Genomic DNA, 16,516 nt, shown 5'->3' with positions numbered 1-16,516 from the left:
GTCCCACAACCATGTTTGAAGTGGACGGTGCCGGGGCAAGACGCGCGTCTAGGCCGCGAACTCGTGGCTCGCGACCCACCCCCGCACCATGAACCTCATCGCCGGTGATCGCAAGGCGACGGGCCGGACGAGTTGCTCAGGGTGAGCGTTCGGTGGCCGGTTCCGGGGTCGCCGGAGCCGCGGGCGCGGCGGCCGGCGTCGCCAGCACGACCGGCTCGGTGGCCGCCACCGGTTCGGCCGGTTTCCCGGCCGCCGGCGCCGCCTGCCGGTCGCCGCGGCGGGCCCGCCGCCACAGCGCACCCAGCGGCGGCACGACCCACGGCAGCAGCAGGACGACCACGAACACGACCCACCAGACCGGCGCGTCACCCCGCCCCCAGCCGGCGACCACCGAGCCCAGCCAGCCGAAGAAGGGCTTCGCGAGCACGGGCAGGAAGGGGGCCAGCAGGAGTCCGAGCAGGGCCAGCAGGCCAAGCAGGTAGAGCCAGCCGAGCGGCGACTTCTTCGACATCAGCAGCACGTTGACCACCACGAAGACCACCGCGCCGGCCAGCACGGGCAGGCCGATGAGCCCCACGACCGCGCTGCTGTTGCCGCCCATCAGCAGGCCCGCGATCAGGGCCAGCGCCGCGGCGACGATCGTTCCCGGCGTCTTGAGCGCCATCGAGCCCTTGGTGATCCGCCAGGTGCTGCGCGCGGTGGCCCGGACGGCGGTGACCACCGACTTGGCGGCCTTCGGCGTTGACGGCGGCACCGTCGCGGCCGCCGCGTTCACCCCGGCCGCGGCCAGCTTGATCATGGTCTTGACCAGCAGGGGCGTGCCCCGCTCGTCCGAAATCCGCTCGGCGGAGACGGTGCACGCCTGGAAGGTCTGCTGCGTCTGATCGGCGCCTTCCAGGGGCAGCTCCGGCCGGGCCAGCCCGCGGAAGACCTTGGACTTCTTGTCGCTGCCCTTCGCCTTGACGACGTCGTCCTCCGCGTGGCGGCACACGACCGGCAGCTCGGTCCGGGCGATCTCCAGCTGCCGCGCCCGGGCGAGCACGAGCGCGGTCACCGGCATGCTCGGGGGCGCCGCGGCGGCGGGCCCATCGATCGGCTCCAACCGGGAGTTGAGCCCCAGGAAGGCGAGCTCCTGGTCGAGCTGGCACTTCAGCACGTCGACGTCCGTCTTCTCGAGGTTGTCCGCCTCGCGCGGGGGACACCAGCCGATCTCCTCGAAGGTGGCCTTCACCTCGTCGCGGAACGCGTCGTGCCCGGCGAGGTCCCGGAGGTTCCGCAGCCGGGCCGGGTCGAGGAGCACCTGCATGAGCCAGCCGGCGCCGTCGATCCGGCCCCACATCCAGTCGTTGGCGCGCCAGGACGCCTTGTAGAACGCGCCGAAGTAGCCCGCCTGCATGCCGGTCAGCTTGTCCCACGAGCGCCGCCGCTCCATGTCGAGCAACGTCCGCGAGTCGGCGCTCACCTGCACGAGATCGGCCCGCTGGTCGACCGCGGGCGCCTCCGCCAGCAGCCCGCGCCCGGCGACGTGCAGCGCGAGCAGCCGGGCGCGCACGACGTCGTCGTCGGGGTCGCTGTCGAGCGCGAGCCAGTCCAGCAGTGTCGCCACCTCGTCGCCTTCACCCGGTCTCGACTCGACCAGGCGCCGCAACGCGGGCGCCGTGGTGCGCAGCTCCGAGACGACGGCGGACCAGGCGTCGGCGAGGCCGTTGGTCTTCCCGAGCGCCGCCCAGTCCAGGGCCAGCTTGCCGACCCACGTCGCGAGGGTTTCGGCCGGTTCCGGCGCCGCCTGCGCCATGACCCACTGGTCGAGCTTCTCCCCGCGCGCCGAGGCCACCCGCGCGCTGTGCAGCCCGGCACGGGCCTGGTTGAGGACCGCCGCGTCGGCCGCTTCCGGGCCGAGGCGGAAGCCCGCGTTGATCAGCTGCAGCCCGGTGGCGACGGCGTCGGCGAGCGCCGAAGTGCGGTACGGGACGAGCGCCGCCGACGACATCCGGGGCGCCGGCGGGTCGGGCGGGACCTCGTGCGCCAGCCCGGCCGCAGCCGTCTGCCGCAGGGACTCCGACTTTCCCGTGAACCACTGCAGTTCCGGACTGTCCACACGGGACTGCGCGTACCGCCGGGCGGCGAGCTCGACCAGCTCGGCCGCGTCCCCGGCCGTCCGCCGCTCGAGGTAGGCTCGGGAGAGCCGCGGGTCGATCAGCGACTCGGCGCCACCGCGCATCCCGAGGCCGGCCAGGATGACCCGGGTGTCCCGGGTCCGCGTCACGCCGGCGTTGTGCCGGGAAAGCTCTTCGAGCTCGGAGCTGATGGACTGGCTCATCACCGCGGCGACGACCTTGCCCATCGTGTTGGTCAGCAACGGGAAGTCCCCGGGATCGCAGGGGTGCACCTCGGCTTCCCGTTCCCCGGTGGGCACGACGTAGAGCAGCAGCCGCCGGACGTCGGCCGCGGCCGGCCGGGCGAAGATCTCTTGCAGCGCCGGGCGAAGCGGCTTGTTGAGCAGCACCCCGCCGTCGGTGACCCAGTGCGAGCGGGTGAGGGCGGTGTACGGGCTCATGTCCGGGTGCGCCGGGTCCGTCCGGTCCGCGCCGATCGGCACCCGCGACAGCTCGAACGCGCCGGGGTAGGAGGCGGTGGACCGCGCGGCGACGGCGAGCGGCCCGACCACCTTCGGCGTGCGCCACTGGTCGCCGTGGAACCGGAAGAGCATGCGGTGCTCGGTGTCCCGGACCAGGTTGCCCAGCGCGTCTTCGTAGCGGGTGCTCTCGCCGTCGATCATGGTCCCGGTGAGCAGCACGGTGAGATCGGCGGCGCCCGCGGCGGACGGCTGCCCGCTGCGCACGATCTGCTCGAGCGCACCCAGGACGCCGTCGAGCAGCACCCGGTCGCCGTCCAGCAACGACCGCGGCTCGGGCTCGGCGGGGTCACGGGTCAGGTTGTCCAGCGAGCCGGTCGAGATCCAGGTGTCGCGCAGGATTTCGGGGGTGGCCCCGAAGGCTTCGGCGAGCCCGAGGCAGGCGGCGTTGATCCCGCCGGCGCTCGTCCCGGTCAGGACGTCGACGGAGAGGTCCGCCCGGAGCAGCCCGGTCAGCTTCCGGTAGAGCCCGGCGGGCGCGCCGTCCCGGGCTTCGCGCAGCAGCAGCGACGTCTCGGCGGCGACCCCGCCCATCCAGACGGCGAGGCTGGCCCCGCCGACCATGGTCATCGCGAGCCGGATCTCCTGCCGGGGCAGCGCGTCCGCGCGCGGTTCCGTCGTCTCAGCCATGGGCTCCCCCGCCCGGTAGTCGTCCGTCGCAGAGTAGAGGCGCAAGGTAAGCCCGGGGATACGTACAGGTGTACGGCCGTTCGGGTGGACTTGCTCGCCCGCACGGCCGTCAGGTGTTCACCGGGGTCAGGCCGCGAGGTGCTCCAGCAGCAGGACCTGCGCTTCACCGACCGCGAAGCCCAGCACCGCGCCCGTCGCGATCAGGATCCATTCGTCCTGCTCGAACGCCGGGCGCAGCAGGCGCTCGAACTCGCGCGGGGACAGCTCCTTCATCTTGGACACCAGCACGTTGCGGATGTCCATCGCGTCGGTCGCGTAGTCCTCGATGTACCGCATCGTCTCCGGCAGGCGGCTCATGATCTGCGACGCGATCGCCAGCTTCATGTCCTGGTACTTCCGGCTGCCCACCGCGAACACCACCAGCGGCCGGGCGACACTGCCGAGCTCCTCGTCCAGCTGACGCTGGATCAGCGCGAGCACCCGGTCGGACAGCGGGCCGTGCAGGATCGCCTCGATGACGTTGTGCGGCGTGATGATCTCCTTCGCGATCAGCTCGCCGTACGCTTCCGCGACTTCTTTGCGGCGCTTGAGGAACAACCCTTGCCACGTGACGCCGAAGTACTTGCGCGGCTCGATCGGGTAGAAGATCATCCGCAGCGCCAGCCAGTCGGTGAACCAGCCGGTGAACAGGCCGAACAGCGGCATGATCAGCGGGAACTTGAAGAGGATCCAGGCCACCATCTGGATCACGCCGATCGCGCCGCCGAACACGAGGCCGGACCGCGCGATGAACTTGAACTCCTGGGCGCCCGCCTCCTGGAAGATCCGGTTCAGCAGGCGCTTGTCCTTGACCAGGCTGGTGACCACCATGCCCTTGAGGTCGAACACACTGTCCACATCGGACTTGATCAGGTCGAGCACGGCGGCGACCATCCGCGGCGACTCGTGCTGGACGCGCTCGATCACCAGCCGCTGCACCCGCACCGGCAGCGACTCCCAGAGCCCCGGCTGGTAGTGCCCTGCCACCTCGCGGACGATGTCCTCGACACCCGCGAGCAGCGGTTTCTCGATCTCCTGGGCGATGCGGGAAGCGTCCAGCCGCGCGACGACCTCGGCCGGCTTGATCAGCTGCTCGGTCATCGTGTCGCAGGCGATGCTCGCCATCCGCGCGGCGCGCTTGGGGACGATGCCCTGCCAGCCGAGGAACGGCTTGACCCCAAGGAACTCCACCGGCTGGAACATCATCCGGATCGCGACGAGCTTGGTGCCGTAGCCGATCAGCGCGGCGACGACCGGGATCGAGACGTAGAGGGGCCAGTGCTGGGCGAAGTCGGCGACGATGCCGGCGAGGAACGACCCCATCCGCTAACCGAGGCTCGGGTCGCAGGCCTGCCAGAACTCCGCGCCGAGGCGCGAGACGTGGATCGTGCGTTTGACGAACTTGGCCCGTTTGACGTGCTTCTCGGCGTCGCGCACGGTCTCGTCGGTCATCAGGATCTCGTACTGCGTCTCCAGGGCCGGCACCTCTTCGTCGAGGTCCACGAGGCCGAGCCCGATCAGCCGCGTGACGTAGCCGGGCACCTGGTCGGGCAGCGACACCCCGGCCGCCTTGCCGACGGTGGAAGCGTTGCGCAGCACCACACGGCCGCTGCCGCCGAGGCCGGTGCGCTCGGTGACGTCGAGCGCGGGGAACGGCGAGCCGTCGGACAGCGCCGACAGGATGCGGGCCTCGTCGGGCGTCAGCTGGCGCAGGATGATCGCGTAGAAGTACTCGCGGGCGCGGTCCCGCCCGAAGCCGATGGAGTGGTTGAGCAGCTCGGCCATCGCGGCGCGCAGCGGCTCACCGCGGTTGTCGCGGGCCGGCACGAGCGTGACGGTCGCTTCGACCTTTCCGGGCACCGCCGGGCGGTTCATCGCGGACGCCGCGGTGAGCGCCGCGTGGTAGGGGTCGTCGACCTCGTCGAGCCGGCGGCGCAGCTCGGCCAGCAGCTGGCGCTCGACCTGCCGCACGCCGCGTTCGGCCGTCTCCACCCCGGGCAGCCGGCGGGTGAACTCGAAGCCGGTGCGTGCGGCCCAGCCGGCCAGCTGGCCGGCGCGGCGGGCCAGGTCGGCCACCTCGTCGCCGGTGCCCCGGCCGTTCGGTCGCTCTGCGTTCACGGGCGGACTCCCCTCTGCTTACGGGCTGATGCTACCTGTGGGTAGGCCGAATGGAGGTGTTTGGATGCCCACATGAGTCCGACGCGCTGGGGCCCGCCGATCGACGTCCTCCCGTTCTTCTCGAAGGAAGAACAAGCCCTGATGACGCTGCTCGGCGCGCTGACCGACGAAGACTGGACGCGTCCGACGATGTGCGCCGGCTGGACGGTCAAGGACATCGCCGCTCACCTGCTGGGGGACAAGGTCGGCCGGCTGTCCCGCGGCCGCGACGGTCACACGTCGGATGCCCCCCGTCCGGGTGAGTCCGTCCCGCACTTCATCAACCGGATCAACGACGAATGGGTCGTCGCCTGCCGCCGGCTCTCGACCGACGTCCTGCTCACGATGATGTACGAGTTCATGGGCCAGACGACCGAGTACTGGGCCAAGCTCGACCTCGACGTCCTGGGCGAGCCGGTCAGCTGGGCCGGGGACGAGCCCGCGCCGCGCTGGCTCGACGCGGCCCGCGACTATTCGGAGTTCTGGGTCCACCACGTGCAGCTCCGCGAGGCGCTGGAGCACACGCCGCTGGAGGCGGAGTACGCCGAGCCGATCGCCGACACGTTCGTCCGCGCGCTGCCGCACACCCTGCGCGACGTCGAAGCGCGCGTCGGCAAGCAGGTCGGTTACACCGTCACCGGCGCCGGCAAGTGGCACGCCCGCCGCGAGCGCGACGGCTGGGTCCTCGACCGCGGCGCGCCGCCGTCCCGCACCCCGCTGGCCACCGTGGCGACGGACCTGGACACGTTCTGGCGGCTGTGCACCCGGAACGCGGCCGACCTCGGCCGGGTGAAGACTTCAGGCGACGAAAACGTTTGCGCGCGCGTGCTGGGAATGACGTCGATCATCGTCTGAGGTGTGAGCTTTCACGTGAAAGCTCCCACCTGGGGGCGTAGCTTTCACGTGAAAGCTACGCCTTAGCGCCGGCGTGCCTGCTTCCGCAGCTGCAGGATGCGGGCGCCGCCGATGAGCGCGACCAGCACCGCGCCGCCGATCGCGGAGAACAGCATCGCGATGGCGAGCGGCAGACTGCCGTCGGCGCCGAAGAAGTGAACCGTCACCGAGTCCAGGTTCTGCAGGATGAAGATCAGCAGCACGACGAGCACGAGCAGACCGGCGATCACGGCGACCCAGGTGCCGCTGATCCGCGTCGGCCGGGTCCGGGTCCGGCTCCTGGCAGCCGGGGCGGGCCGGGCGGGCGCCGGGCGCACCGGCGCCACCTCTTCCGGGCCGGGACGCACGTCGCCGGCGCGCAGCTCCGCGGGTTCCAGCGCGCCCTCCGGCACGTCGGTTCCGGGCAGGTCGTGGTCTGTGGGGCCGGTGGGGCGGTCGGCCGCGCCCCCGCGCGCGTGCGTCATGGACTCAGTGTCCGCCCGGCGCGCGGGGACCGCCGCGTCAAACCCCCTAACGGGCGAAGCCGTCGACCTCCCGGAGGACGCGCAGCGTGTTCTTCCCGGCCAGCTTCGCGCAGTCGTCCTCACTCCAGCCCCGCTCGAGCAGCGCCGCGAACAACACCGGGTACTTGGACGTGTCCTCCAGCCCCTCCGGCAGCGCGCCGACGCCGTCGTAGTCGCCGCCGAGGCCGATGTGGTCGATCCCGGCGACCTCACGGGCGTGCTCGACGTGCGCGACGACGTCCTCGACGGTGGCCTTCGGCTTGGCCGGGCCGTCCCACTCCTTCGCGAACTCGCCGCGCTGGGCGAGGTTCCGGTACTCCTTGCCGGCGGCCGTCATCGCGGCCTTCAGCTCCTGGTCCCACGCGCTGACCTTCGGCGAGATGAACGCGGGCACGAACGTCGTCATCGCGACACCGCCGTTGCCGGGCAGCAGCGCGAGGACGTCGTCGGGGATGTTGCGCGGGTGGTCGTTCACCGCGAGGCAGGAGGAGTGGCTGAAGATCACCGGCACCGAGCTGACCTCGATCGCCGCCCGCATCGTCGACGGCGCGACGTGCGAGAGGTCGACCATCATCCCGATCTTGTTCATCTCGCGCACGACGTCGCGGCCGAACTCGGTGAGCCCGTTGTGCTCCGGTTCGTCGGTGCCCGAGTCGGCCCAGGTGGTGTTGAAGTTGTGCGTCAGCGTCATGTACCGGACGCCGAGGCGGCGCAGGATCCGCAGCACCCCGAGCGACTCGGCGATGCTGTGCCCGCCCTCGGCGCCCAGCAGCGACGCGATCCGGCCGTCGGCGAACGCGGCCTCGGCCTCGTCCGCGGTGTCGACCAGCCGGAGCCGGTCGGGGTAGCGCTCGGCCAGCTGGTAGACGACCTCGATCTGCTCCAGCACCGCCGTCACCGCGCTGTGGCCCTCGAACTGGCAAGGCACGTACACCGACCAGAACTGCATGCCGAGCTTCCCGTCGGCGAGCTTCGGGAAGTCGGTGTGCAGGGCCGGCTGCCGGACGGTCAGGTCGAGCGACGCGGCGGCCTCGACCGGGTTGGGGCCGCCGTGCTGCCGCAGCTCCCACGGCAGGTCGTTGTGCCCGTCGGCGAGGATGGCCGAGTCCAGCAGTTGGGTAGCACGCTGCAGTGCCTCGTTAGTCATCGCCCGATCGTAGGGCGAGCCGATATACGCTCCGTACAAACGCTAGGGCTTGATCCACTTCGCCGCCGCGCGCACGCCGTCGAGCGTGATCTGGTGCCCGCCCGGGTGACGATGCGTGACGACGTCGGCACCGCGTTCGCGCAGCAGGCCGATCAGCTCCTCGGTGGACGCCAGGGGCGCCATCGGGTCGTGTTCGCCGTTGGCCAGGAAGACCCGCGACGCGGAGAGATCCAGGTCGGGCGGCTGCGGCACGGGCGACATCGACGCGAAGAGAGCGGCTTCGCGCACGACCTCCGGGCGCAGCAGCGCCACCGCGGCGGCGATGTTGGCGCCGTTCGAGAAGCCGACGGCGACCAGCCGCCGGTCGCCGAAGCCGTACTCCTCGCGGGCTTCGAGCACGAAGTCCGCGAGCTGGTTCGCGCGCACGACGACGTCCTCGTGGTCGAAGACGCCCTCGGCGAGCCGCCGGAACCAGCGCGCGGCGCCGTACTCCGACACCGGGCCGGCCGGGGCCAGCACCGCGGCGTCCGGGCTCAGCTCGCGCGCCAGGCCGAGCAGGTCGTCCGGGCTGCCGCCGGTGCCGTGCAGCAGGAGCAGCACCGGCGCGTCCGGAGCGCCTTCGGTGTACTTGTGCTCCAGCTTCATGACAGCTCCGGGTTGTTCTCGGCGGGGAGGTTCAGCGCGGGGAGCATGTGCTGGATCTCGTCGCGACGCGGCTCCAGCCACGGCGGCAGCTTGAGCGCGCGGCCCAGCTCCAGCAGTGGCTCGTCGATCGCGAAGCCTGGCTCGTCGGTCGCGACCTCCAGGAGCGTGCCGCCCGGCTCGCGGAAGTAGATCGACCGGAAGTACTGCCGGTCCAAAATGGACGTCACGTTCACACCCTTGTCGACGAGCTCCTCGCGCCAGGCCTTCTGGGTCTGCTCGTCCGGCGCGCGCCAGGCGACGTGGTGCACGGTGCCCGCGGCGACCAGCCCGCGCGGCGCGTCCGGCGTCACGAGGACGTCGACCAGCGCGCCGGGCCCGCCTTCGCCGGCGGTGAACCGCAGCCGGTTGCTTTCCTGGGTGGCGAAGCTGAGGCCGAGGCCGTCGGTGAGCATGCCCGCGGTGGCGTCTTCCTTGGTGACCGAGAGCGTCACGGAGTGCAGGCCGCGGATGGCGTGCTCGGCCGGCACCAGCTCGGTGTCCCACGGGTCGCGCGGGTCACCCTGCGGGTGGGCGACGAGCGCGAGCTGGAGGCCGTCCGGGTCGCGGAAGGTGAGCGTGTCCTCGCTGTCGGCGTTGCGGACCTCGCCGGTCTCGATCTTCTGCGCGGCCAGGTGCTGCTTCCACCAGCCGATGGACGCCTCGGGGACGGAGAACGACGTGGTCGTCGCCTGGCCGGTGCCGAGGCGGCCGCTCGGCGCGTCGGGCCAGGGGAAGAAGGTCATCAGCGAGCCGGGCTTGCCCGAGCTGTCGCCGTAGTAGAGGTGGTAGGTGCCGGGATCGTCGAAGTTCACGGTGGTCTTCACCAGCCGCAGGCCGAGGGTGCGCAGGTAGAAGTCGGCGTTGCGCTGAGGGTCGCCGCCGATGGCGGTCACGTGGTGCAGGCCGGACGTCTTGATCGACATGGTTGCCTCCTCAGACCAAGGTAACCGCAGAACCTCTCGCGCGCAAGATATATTCCGAACAGACTTTCCGGTAGGCTGGCGTGGTGGATCCCAAGACCGACGACGACGAGATCGTCACCTGGTGGGGCCTGGTCATCGAGGGATACCTGGCCACCCAGGACAAGCTGATGGGCGAGATCGCGGACCGCCTCGGGCTCGCGCCCGCGTCGTTCGACATCCTGCTGCGGCTGGTCCGCTCGCCCGAGCACCGGATGCCGATGACCCGGCTGGCGACGGAGGCCGCGCTGTCCAGCGGCGGTTTCACGAAGGTGGCCGACCGCCTGGTGGCGGCCGACCTGATCTGCCGCGTCCCGAGCCCCGACGACCGCCGCGTCACGTTCGCGTCGCTGACCGACCACGGCCTGGAGATGGCGAACAAGGCCCGCGAGGCGGCCGCGGAGATCCTGCGCCGGATCGTGCTGACCCCGCTGGGCGACGACGCGCAGGCACTGGCGGAAGCCATGCGCACACTCCGCGCGTTCAACGGCGACGAGTGAAAAAGGGCGAAGACGGAACCCTCTACTTCGCCGCGGGCGCGGGCGCGATCGGCCTGCGCGTGATGCCGGCCGGCGCCCAGAGCGAGAACAACGGCCCTGAGCTTCGAGGTCGGCGACCTCCCGGCCGAGGTCTCGGCGCTGGAAGGCCGCGGAGTGCGGTTCCAGGACTTCGACGTCGAAGGGCTGAAGACGGTCGACCACATCGCCGAGCTGGGCACCGAGCGCAACGTCCTCTGCCTGCACGAAGTGCGCGGCTGACCACCTTGGGGGCGCGGGGGCGCCTTCACCGGCGCCCCCGTGTCATACCAAGGACGGCATCAGCTTGACCGCGTTCCCCGACAGCACCCCGCTCAACACGTCTTCCGGCCACCCGAGCCCCATCAAAGCCCGGACGTTCGCCGCCACCGACGGCACCCCGGGCCAGTCCGTCCCGAACACGAACTTCCCCGCCAGTCGCGCCAGATCGAACCGCTGGTAGTACTCCGGCAGCTTCTTCGGCGGCAGCCCGGCGAGATCCAGCCACACGTTCTCCCGGGCCAGCGCCAGGAACGCCGCGACGTCATACCACCAGCCGCGGCCGCCGTGCGCGAACACGAACTGCAGGGACGGGAAGTCTTCGACCACATCGGACAGCAGCTCGGGATTGCCGAAACTGGTGCGGGACCCGGGAAAGCTCGACGTTCCCGAGTGGAGGATCACTGGGACACCGCGCTCGGCGCACAACGCGTAGACCGGGTACAGCTCCTTGTCCGCCGGGGAGAACGCGCCGTGCACCGGGTGGATCTTCAGCGCCACCGCGCCGAGGTCCAGCTGCCGGGCGACCTCGGACGCGGGCGGGTGGTGCAGGTACGGGTTGACGTTCGCCACCAGCTTGAACCGCGCCGGGTTGTGCGAGACCAGCGGCAGGTTGTCCTCGATCGGCTGAATTCCGGTCGCCCGCGGGCTGTACTCGCAGAACAGCAGCACCCGGTCGACGCCTTCGGACTCCATCAGCTCGTCCATCGCCGACGGGATCACCGCACCGTCGTCCGAGTACACCGACCGCCACGGGTACGCCCCCGCGAAGTCGTGCGCCCACTGCAGCCACGCCGGCTTGAGCGTCGGCAGCCGCGGGGTGTGGACGTGCGCGTCGACCACGAAGTGCCCGTCGATCACGGGCTGGGCACCACCCGCAGCGAGTCGCGGACCAGGTCGCGGATCACGTTCCGGCGGATCTTGCCCGTCGCCGTCTTCGGCAGCTCGGCCAGTTCGACCACCCCTCGGGGACGCTTGAACGCCGCGAGGCCTTCGCGGCAGAACTCGATCAGCTCTTCCGAGTCCACGGTAACTCCGGGAGCGGCCACCACGCACGCCACGGGCTTGTCGAGACCGTCGGCGTCCGGCGCGGCGACCACCGCGACCTCGGCCACCGCCGGGTGCTGGCGCAGCCGTTCCTCCACTTCGGACGGTGACACCCAGATCCCGCCCGCTTTCAGCATGTCCCCGAACCGGCCCAGGCAGGTGAACGTGCCGTCCTCGTTGCGGACGTAGCTGTCGCCGGTCCGCAGCCACTCACCCTGGAACACGAGTTTCGTCGCGTCGTAGCGGGCCCAGTACCCGGTCGCCGTCGACGGCCCGGAAACGAACAGCTCCCCCGCCTTGCCGACGGCGTCGACCACCGCGCCCGTCTCGTCGCGGATCTCCAGGGAGTACCCCGGCACCGCGACGCCGGTGGTGCCCGGCCGCACCAGGCCGGGCCGGTTCGAGAGGAAGATGTGCAACGCCTCGGTGGAGCCGATGCCGTCGAGGATCTCCAGGCCGAAGCGGGCGCGGAAGCGCTCGAACAACGACGCCGGCAGCGGCTCGCCGGCCGAAACCGCGTGCCGCACCGAGGAAAACGAGTCGTCCGGGACGTCGCTGGCGAGCAGCGCCGCGTAGAACGTCGGCACGGCGAAGAACAGTGACGGCTGCTCCTCCCGAGCGCGCCGGGCGAACAACGCGGGTGTCGGACGCGAAGGCTCCAGCAGCGCTGTGCCGCCCGCGCCGAGCGGGAAGAAGCACGAATTCCCCAGCCCGTAAGCGAAGAACAGCTTCGGCACGGACAGGAACCGGTCGGCCGGTGTCGTCGCGAGGACACCTCGCGCGTACGTCTCGCAGACCGCGCGGATGCTCGCGTGGCGGTGCATCGCACCCTTGGGCTGTCCGGTCGTCCCGGACGTGTACAGCCACAACGCGGGCGAGTCCTCCCACGTCCGTCCACTTCGGAACGACCCGGTCAGCGACGACCATTCGTGCGTCCGGACGGGGAACCCGGTCGCCTCGGCGCGGTCGAGCAGGACGTCGGTGACCTCCGGAGCCAGCCCGAGCGCCGTCACCGCCTGCTCGGCGAACTCGCCGGACACGCACAGCACGCGCGCCCGCGAGTCGGCCAGCATCCGGCCCAGCTCGAGCCCGGTGACCATCGTCGACACCGGCACCGCGACGGCGCCGGCCAGCATCGCGCCGAGGATGCCGGTCAGCAGCTCGACGTCGTCGACCATGCAGAACATGACCCGCTCTTCGGGCCGCACGCCGAGCTCGGTGAACCCCGCGGCGACGCGCCGCGACTCGGCCGTGAGCTCGGCGTAGGTGAGCGACCGGCGGGGCGACACGACCGCGGTCGCGTCCGGATCCCCGGCCGAAAGCAGGTACTCCGCGGCATTGAACCCTGTCGCCACCAGACCTCCTACGTGAGGTACACGTACTCGTAGTCGAAGGGCTTCCCGTTGATGCCCTGCCGCGGCGGCGCCACCCAGCTCGCGATCTTCCCCCGCTCGTACACCGGACGCATCAGCGAGCGGACGAACGTGAGGTCCTCGGTCGTGGGCAGCCACTTGTGTTTGGCGGCCTGCCAGGTCGGCTCGTCGACGATGGTGCCGTCGGGAGTGACGTGGTGGCCGGAGTTTATGCCGACTTCCCGGTTGAATCCAGGGTGCGGCAACCGGAACGTGAAGTCGATGCCGGCGTCGGAGAGGATCTTGTTCCAGCGCTTCACGCCGGTCTGGCAGTCGGCCACGTACTCGCTGCGGAGATCGAGGTTCAGCAACAGGATCGCCTGCATCTCCTCGGACGTCCACGTGCCGTCGCCGCCCGGCTTCTCCAGCGTGCGGGCGTCCCCGGTGAGCTTGTGGTCGTCCTTGCGGCGGCCCTCCTGCCAGCGGCCCTTGAGCCCGGCGGTGTAGTAGTTCGCCGCGTTCGTCGAGGTCTCGCTGCCGAACAGGTCCAGGGACACCGTGTAGTGGAAGTTGATGTAGCGCTGGATGAGGTCCAGCGGGATCCCGCCGTGCGCGGCGATGTCGAGCGTGTCGTGCTCGCGGATCAGCTCGGCGCTGCGGGTCACCACGCGGTCGACGCCGGTGGTGCCGACCATCATGTGGTGCGCCTCCTCCTTCAGCATGAACTCGCAGGTGCGCGAGAGCGGGTCGAAGGAGGACTCCTTGAGCGTGCCGAGCTGGTACTTCCCGTCGCGGTCGGTGAAGTAGGTGAACATGTAGAACGCCAGCCAGTCGGCGGTCTCCTCGTTGAACGCGCCGAGGATGCGGGGCGCGTCCGGGCTGCCGGAGTTGCGCAGCAGCAACCCTTCGGCCTCGTCACGGCCTTCGCGGCCGAAGTAGGCGTGCAGCAGGTACACCATCGCCCACAGGTGCCGGCCCTCTTCGACGTTGACCTGGAACAGGTTCCGCAGGTCGTAGAGGCTGGGCGCGGTGAGCCCGAGGAGCTTCTGCTGCTCGACCGACGCCGGTTCGGTGTCGCCCTGGATCACGATCAGCCGCTGCAGGTCGGCGCGGTACTCGCCGGGCACCTGCTGCCAGACCGGCTCGCCCTGGTGCTCGCCGAAGGCGATCCGCCGGTCGGGGTCGCGCTCGGCGAGGAAGATGCCCCAGCGGTAGTCGGGCACGTTGACGTGGTCGAAGTGCGCCCAGCCCTCGCGGCCCACGCTGACGGCGGTGCGCAGGTAGACCCCCTGGGTCTCCAGCGTCGGGCCCATCTCGCCCCACCAGTGCATGAACTTCGGCTGCCAGCCTTCGAGCGCGCGTTGCAGCCGCCGGTCTTCGGAGAGGTTGACGTTGTTGGGGATCTTGGCGTCGTAGTCGATCTTCTCGGGCATGAGCGCTAGACCCGCTTCCTGTCGAAGACGGCCTTCTGACCAGTACCGTATCGGCGCAGCGCGCCTTCCGGGCCGGATGCGTTCGGCCGGGTGAAAATCCAGTTCTGCCAAGCCGCCAGCCGGCCGAAGATCTTGGTCTCGATGGTCTCCGGGCCGACGAACCGGTGGTTGGCCTCCATGCCGGTGAGGGCGTCCGGCGACAGGGACGCCCGGCCCTCCAGGGCGATCCGGATCTCGTCCTCCCAGTCGAGGTCGTCCGGCGCGTCGGTGACGAGGCCGAGTTCGACGGCTTCGGCGGGGGTGAGGTCGCGGTTCTTCTCGCGCGCGAGCCAGGCGAGGTGGTCGTCGTCGCCGTAGAAACGCGTCTGCAGACGGGTCAGGCCGTTGCCCATCGGGAACGCGCCGAAGTTGGCGTCGGTGAGCCGGATCGAGGCCCGCGCGTCGCTGTCTTCGTCGTCGATCGGCGGCCCGTCGAGGATGTACTGGCGGTCCGCGGCCAGCGCGATCTCCAGCAGCGCGCCGGTGAAGCAGCTGCCCGGCTCGATCAGGGCGATCAGGCTGCGGCTGGTGACGTCGAGGCGTTTGAGCACGCGCTTGAAGTAGTGCGTGATCTCGTTGGCCAGCCAGTCCTTCGTGCCGAGGACGGCCTGCTCGTGCGCGGACACCTTCTCCGGGTCGCCCTGCGTGCGCAGGATCCAGGTTCCCGCCTCGACCTCGTTGGTGCGCAGCCGAAGGATCGTGTCGTCCAGCTCGCGGGTCATCGCGAGGAACCAGCCGTCCGCGCCCTCTTCGCGCAGGTCGCCGGGGTCGTTCTCGGGGCCCTTGATGGTGATGGTGACCTGGTCCTTGACCACTTCGGTGTCGACAAAGCGATGTTCGAGCGGGGTCAGCTCGATGCCGCCCTCACCGGTCCGGTCGGACTCGCGCGCGATCTCGCGGGCCCGCTTCGCCACGGCGTCGCGGAAGCCCTGGCGGGGCACCAGCTCGTCGACCAGCCGCCAGTCGACGGCGGTCTTGCCCTTGACGCCGTCGGGGCGCGTCGCGAAGACGTCGGCGAGGTCCTTGCGCACGCGCCGCTTGTCGACGACCCGCGTCAGGCCGCCGGTGCCGGGCAGCACGCCGAGCAGCGGCACCTCCGGCAGCGCGACGGTCGAGGAGTTGTCGTCGATCAGGAGGATCTTTTCGCAGGCCAGCGCGATTTCGTACCCACCGCCGGCGCAGGCGCCGTTCACCGCGGCGACGTAGGTCTGGCCGGAGTGCTCGGTCGCGTCCTCCATGCCGTTGCGCGTCTCGTTGGTGAACTTGCAGAAGTTCACCTTCCAGTGGTGCTCGGACGCGGCGAGCATCCGGATGTTCGCGCCCGCGCAGAAGACCTTGTCCTTCGCGCTGGTCACCACCACCACGCGGACCTCGGGGTGCTCGAACCGCAGCCGCTGGGTGGCGTCGTACAGCTCGATGTCGACCCCGAGGTCGTAGGAGTTGAGCTTGAGCTCGTAGCCGGGGACGAGCCCGCCCTGCTCGTCGACGTCCAGCTCCAGCCACGCCACCTCCCCGTCGACGTGGAGACGCCAGTGGCGGTACTCGTCGGGACGGCGCTCGAAGGTCACCGGTGTGGTGGTGGTCACCCGCTCGATTGTCTACATGATTTCTGCGAACGTCAATGTTGTGTAGAAACTTGATCTCGCAAGGTCACCCGGTTGAGCACCGCCCACGCCCAGGTTACGAACACCCACAGGGCCAGGGCTGCCGCCGAGTCGGTGAAGATCGTCGCGAACCAGAACGCCGGGACCTGCGGCACGCCGACCAGGAAGTGGCCCGCGCTGGCCAGCCCGGACAGCGAGTAGACCAGCAGGAACACCAACGCGCGCGGATACCGGCCGCGCTCGTAGGCGCGGTAGCCGAACCAGCCGAACACCGTGAACAGCACCCAGCCGAACGCGACCACGACCTGCGCGGCGAGCACGGAGATCCCCGGGATCTGCGGGTAGTCCGCCGCCCGGATGACGTTGTGCGCGTAGTGCAGCGTGGTCGAGAGCAGCGAGAAGCCGAGGATCACGCGAAGCGGCGTCAGACCCTTCTCGTGCAGAACGTCCATCACGGGCCCCCTAAGCCGATTTGATAGATCGCTCTAGCGACGGTACCGCGCCGGGCTTTCCCGTGGAAGCCCGGCGGGGGGGGGGGGCGGGGGGGGGGGGGGGGGGGGGGGGGGGGGGGGGGGGGGGGGGGGGGGGGGGGGGGACGG

Annotated in this window: 14 protein-coding genes; 2 read left to right on the top strand and 12 right to left on the bottom strand. The window is 70.7% G+C overall.

Features of this window, described 5'->3' with window-relative positions; translation table 11 throughout:
* Nucleotides 1-136: 136 nt before the first annotated feature.
* The 3 genes from ACZ63E_RS04815 to ACZ63E_RS04805 all read right to left on the bottom strand — a co-directional run bounded on the left by ACZ63E_RS04815 (nt 137) and on the right by ACZ63E_RS04805 (nt 5,422).
* Entirely contained in the window at nt 137-3,265 is a 3,129-nt protein-coding gene (locus ACZ63E_RS04815) for a patatin-like protein (protein ID WP_465334305.1), read from the bottom strand.
* A gap of 126 nt (nt 3,266-3,391) precedes the next feature.
* Nucleotides 3,392-4,627: a DUF445 domain-containing protein gene (locus ACZ63E_RS04810; protein ID WP_465334303.1), complete on the bottom strand. Its 1,236-nt coding sequence runs from the start codon at nt 4,625-4,627 to the stop codon at nt 3,392-3,394.
* Between the two features lie 3 nt (nt 4,628-4,630).
* Nucleotides 4,631-5,422, bottom strand: coding sequence for an Abi-alpha family protein (locus ACZ63E_RS04805; RefSeq protein WP_465334301.1), 792 nt, complete (start codon nt 5,420-5,422; stop codon nt 4,631-4,633).
* Between the two features lie 72 nt (nt 5,423-5,494).
* Between ACZ63E_RS04805 and ACZ63E_RS04800 the strand changes: the two genes are divergently transcribed.
* The gene (locus ACZ63E_RS04800; protein ID WP_465334299.1) at nt 5,495-6,316 is read left to right on the top strand and encodes a maleylpyruvate isomerase family mycothiol-dependent enzyme; all 822 of its coding nucleotides are present in this window, start codon (nt 5,495-5,497) and stop codon (nt 6,314-6,316) included.
* A gap of 62 nt (nt 6,317-6,378) precedes the next feature.
* Here the strand turns inward: ACZ63E_RS04800 and ACZ63E_RS04795 are convergent, their stop codons facing one another.
* Genes ACZ63E_RS04795 through ACZ63E_RS04780 form a run of 4 tightly spaced genes read right to left on the bottom strand, consistent with a single transcriptional unit; the run spans nt 6,379 to nt 9,612 of the window.
* A complete protein-coding gene (locus ACZ63E_RS04795) occupies nt 6,379-6,819 on the bottom strand; it encodes a LapA family protein (protein WP_465334298.1) in 441 nt (146 codons plus the stop codon).
* A 46-nt stretch (nt 6,820-6,865) separates the two neighbouring features.
* Nucleotides 6,866-8,005: a dipeptidase gene (locus ACZ63E_RS04790; protein WP_465334297.1), complete on the bottom strand. Its 1,140-nt coding sequence runs from the start codon at nt 8,003-8,005 to the stop codon at nt 6,866-6,868.
* A 42-nt stretch (nt 8,006-8,047) separates the two neighbouring features.
* Nucleotides 8,048-8,650, bottom strand: a complete 603-nt coding sequence (locus ACZ63E_RS04785) for an alpha/beta hydrolase (protein WP_465334296.1) — start codon at nt 8,648-8,650, stop codon at nt 8,048-8,050.
* Complete coding sequence (locus ACZ63E_RS04780; RefSeq protein ID WP_465334294.1) at nt 8,647-9,612, bottom strand: ring-cleaving dioxygenase; 966 nt, start codon at nt 9,610-9,612, stop codon at nt 8,647-8,649. Before ACZ63E_RS04780 ends, ACZ63E_RS04785 begins: the two co-directional genes overlap by 4 nt.
* Nucleotides 9,613-9,692: 80 nt before the next feature.
* Here ACZ63E_RS04780 and ACZ63E_RS04775 point away from each other — a divergent pair, with 80 nt between their 5' ends.
* Nucleotides 9,693-10,148: a MarR family winged helix-turn-helix transcriptional regulator gene (locus ACZ63E_RS04775; RefSeq protein ID WP_465334292.1), complete on the top strand. Its 456-nt coding sequence runs from the start codon at nt 9,693-9,695 to the stop codon at nt 10,146-10,148.
* Nucleotides 10,149-10,448: 300 nt separating this feature from the next.
* Here ACZ63E_RS04775 and ACZ63E_RS04770 read toward each other — a convergent pair whose 3' ends face one another.
* The 5 genes from ACZ63E_RS04770 to ACZ63E_RS04750 are packed head-to-tail and all read right to left on the bottom strand — an operon-like array spanning nt 10,449 to nt 16,369.
* A complete protein-coding gene (locus tag ACZ63E_RS04770) occupies nt 10,449-11,303 on the bottom strand; it encodes an amidohydrolase family protein (RefSeq protein ID WP_465334291.1) in 855 nt (284 codons plus the stop codon).
* Entirely contained in the window at nt 11,300-12,844 is a 1,545-nt protein-coding gene (locus ACZ63E_RS04765) for a benzoate-CoA ligase family protein (RefSeq protein ID WP_465334290.1), read from the bottom strand. Before ACZ63E_RS04765 ends, ACZ63E_RS04770 begins: the two co-directional genes overlap by 4 nt.
* Before the next feature lie 8 nt (nt 12,845-12,852).
* Nucleotides 12,853-14,274: a benzoyl-CoA 2,3-epoxidase subunit BoxB gene (gene boxB / locus ACZ63E_RS04760; protein WP_465334289.1), complete on the bottom strand. Its 1,422-nt coding sequence runs from the start codon at nt 14,272-14,274 to the stop codon at nt 12,853-12,855.
* Nucleotides 14,275-14,279: 5 nt separating this feature from the next.
* Nucleotides 14,280-15,899 carry a 2,3-epoxybenzoyl-CoA dihydrolase gene (gene boxC, locus ACZ63E_RS04755; protein WP_465334287.1) on the bottom strand — a complete coding sequence of 540 codons (1,620 nt, stop codon included), beginning with the start codon at nt 15,897-15,899 and terminating at the stop codon, nt 14,280-14,282.
* 32 nt (nt 15,900-15,931) lie between these two features.
* On the bottom strand, nt 15,932-16,369 hold the full coding sequence (locus tag ACZ63E_RS04750; protein WP_465301649.1) for a hypothetical protein: 438 nt from the start codon (nt 16,367-16,369) through the stop codon (nt 15,932-15,934).
* Between the last annotated feature and the right edge of the window lie 147 nt (nt 16,370-16,516).

The sequence above is a fragment of the Amycolatopsis sp. NPDC104819 genome (genome assembly GCF_055583145.1).
The sequence above is the reverse complement of the archived record's forward strand: the minus strand, read 5'-3'. Positions and strand labels throughout refer to the sequence as shown.

Excerpts from the sequence above, each read along its gene's own strand:
- ACZ63E_RS04785 (WP_465334296.1), bottom strand. The coding sequence starts at position 8,650 with ATGAAGCTGGAGCACAAGTACACCGAAGGCGCTCCGGACGCGCCGGTG.
- ACZ63E_RS04810 (WP_465334303.1), bottom strand. The coding sequence starts at position 4,627 with ATGGGGTCGTTCCTCGCCGGCATCGTCGCCGACTTCGCCCAGCACTGG.
- ACZ63E_RS04790 (WP_465334297.1), bottom strand. The coding sequence starts at position 8,005 with ATGACTAACGAGGCACTGCAGCGTGCTACCCAACTGCTGGACTCGGCC.
- boxB (WP_465334289.1), bottom strand. The coding sequence starts at position 14,274 with ATGCCCGAGAAGATCGACTACGACGCCAAGATCCCCAACAACGTCAAC.
- ACZ63E_RS04795 (WP_465334298.1), bottom strand. The coding sequence starts at position 6,819 with ATGACGCACGCGCGCGGGGGCGCGGCCGACCGCCCCACCGGCCCCACA.
- ACZ63E_RS04780 (WP_465334294.1), bottom strand. The coding sequence starts at position 9,612 with ATGTCGATCAAGACGTCCGGCCTGCACCACGTGACCGCCATCGGCGGC.
- ACZ63E_RS04815 (WP_465334305.1), bottom strand. The coding sequence starts at position 3,265 with ATGGCTGAGACGACGGAACCGCGCGCGGACGCGCTGCCCCGGCAGGAG.
- ACZ63E_RS04800 (WP_465334299.1), top strand. The coding sequence starts at position 5,495 with ATGAGTCCGACGCGCTGGGGCCCGCCGATCGACGTCCTCCCGTTCTTC.
- ACZ63E_RS04750 (WP_465301649.1), bottom strand. The coding sequence starts at position 16,369 with ATGGACGTTCTGCACGAGAAGGGTCTGACGCCGCTTCGCGTGATCCTC.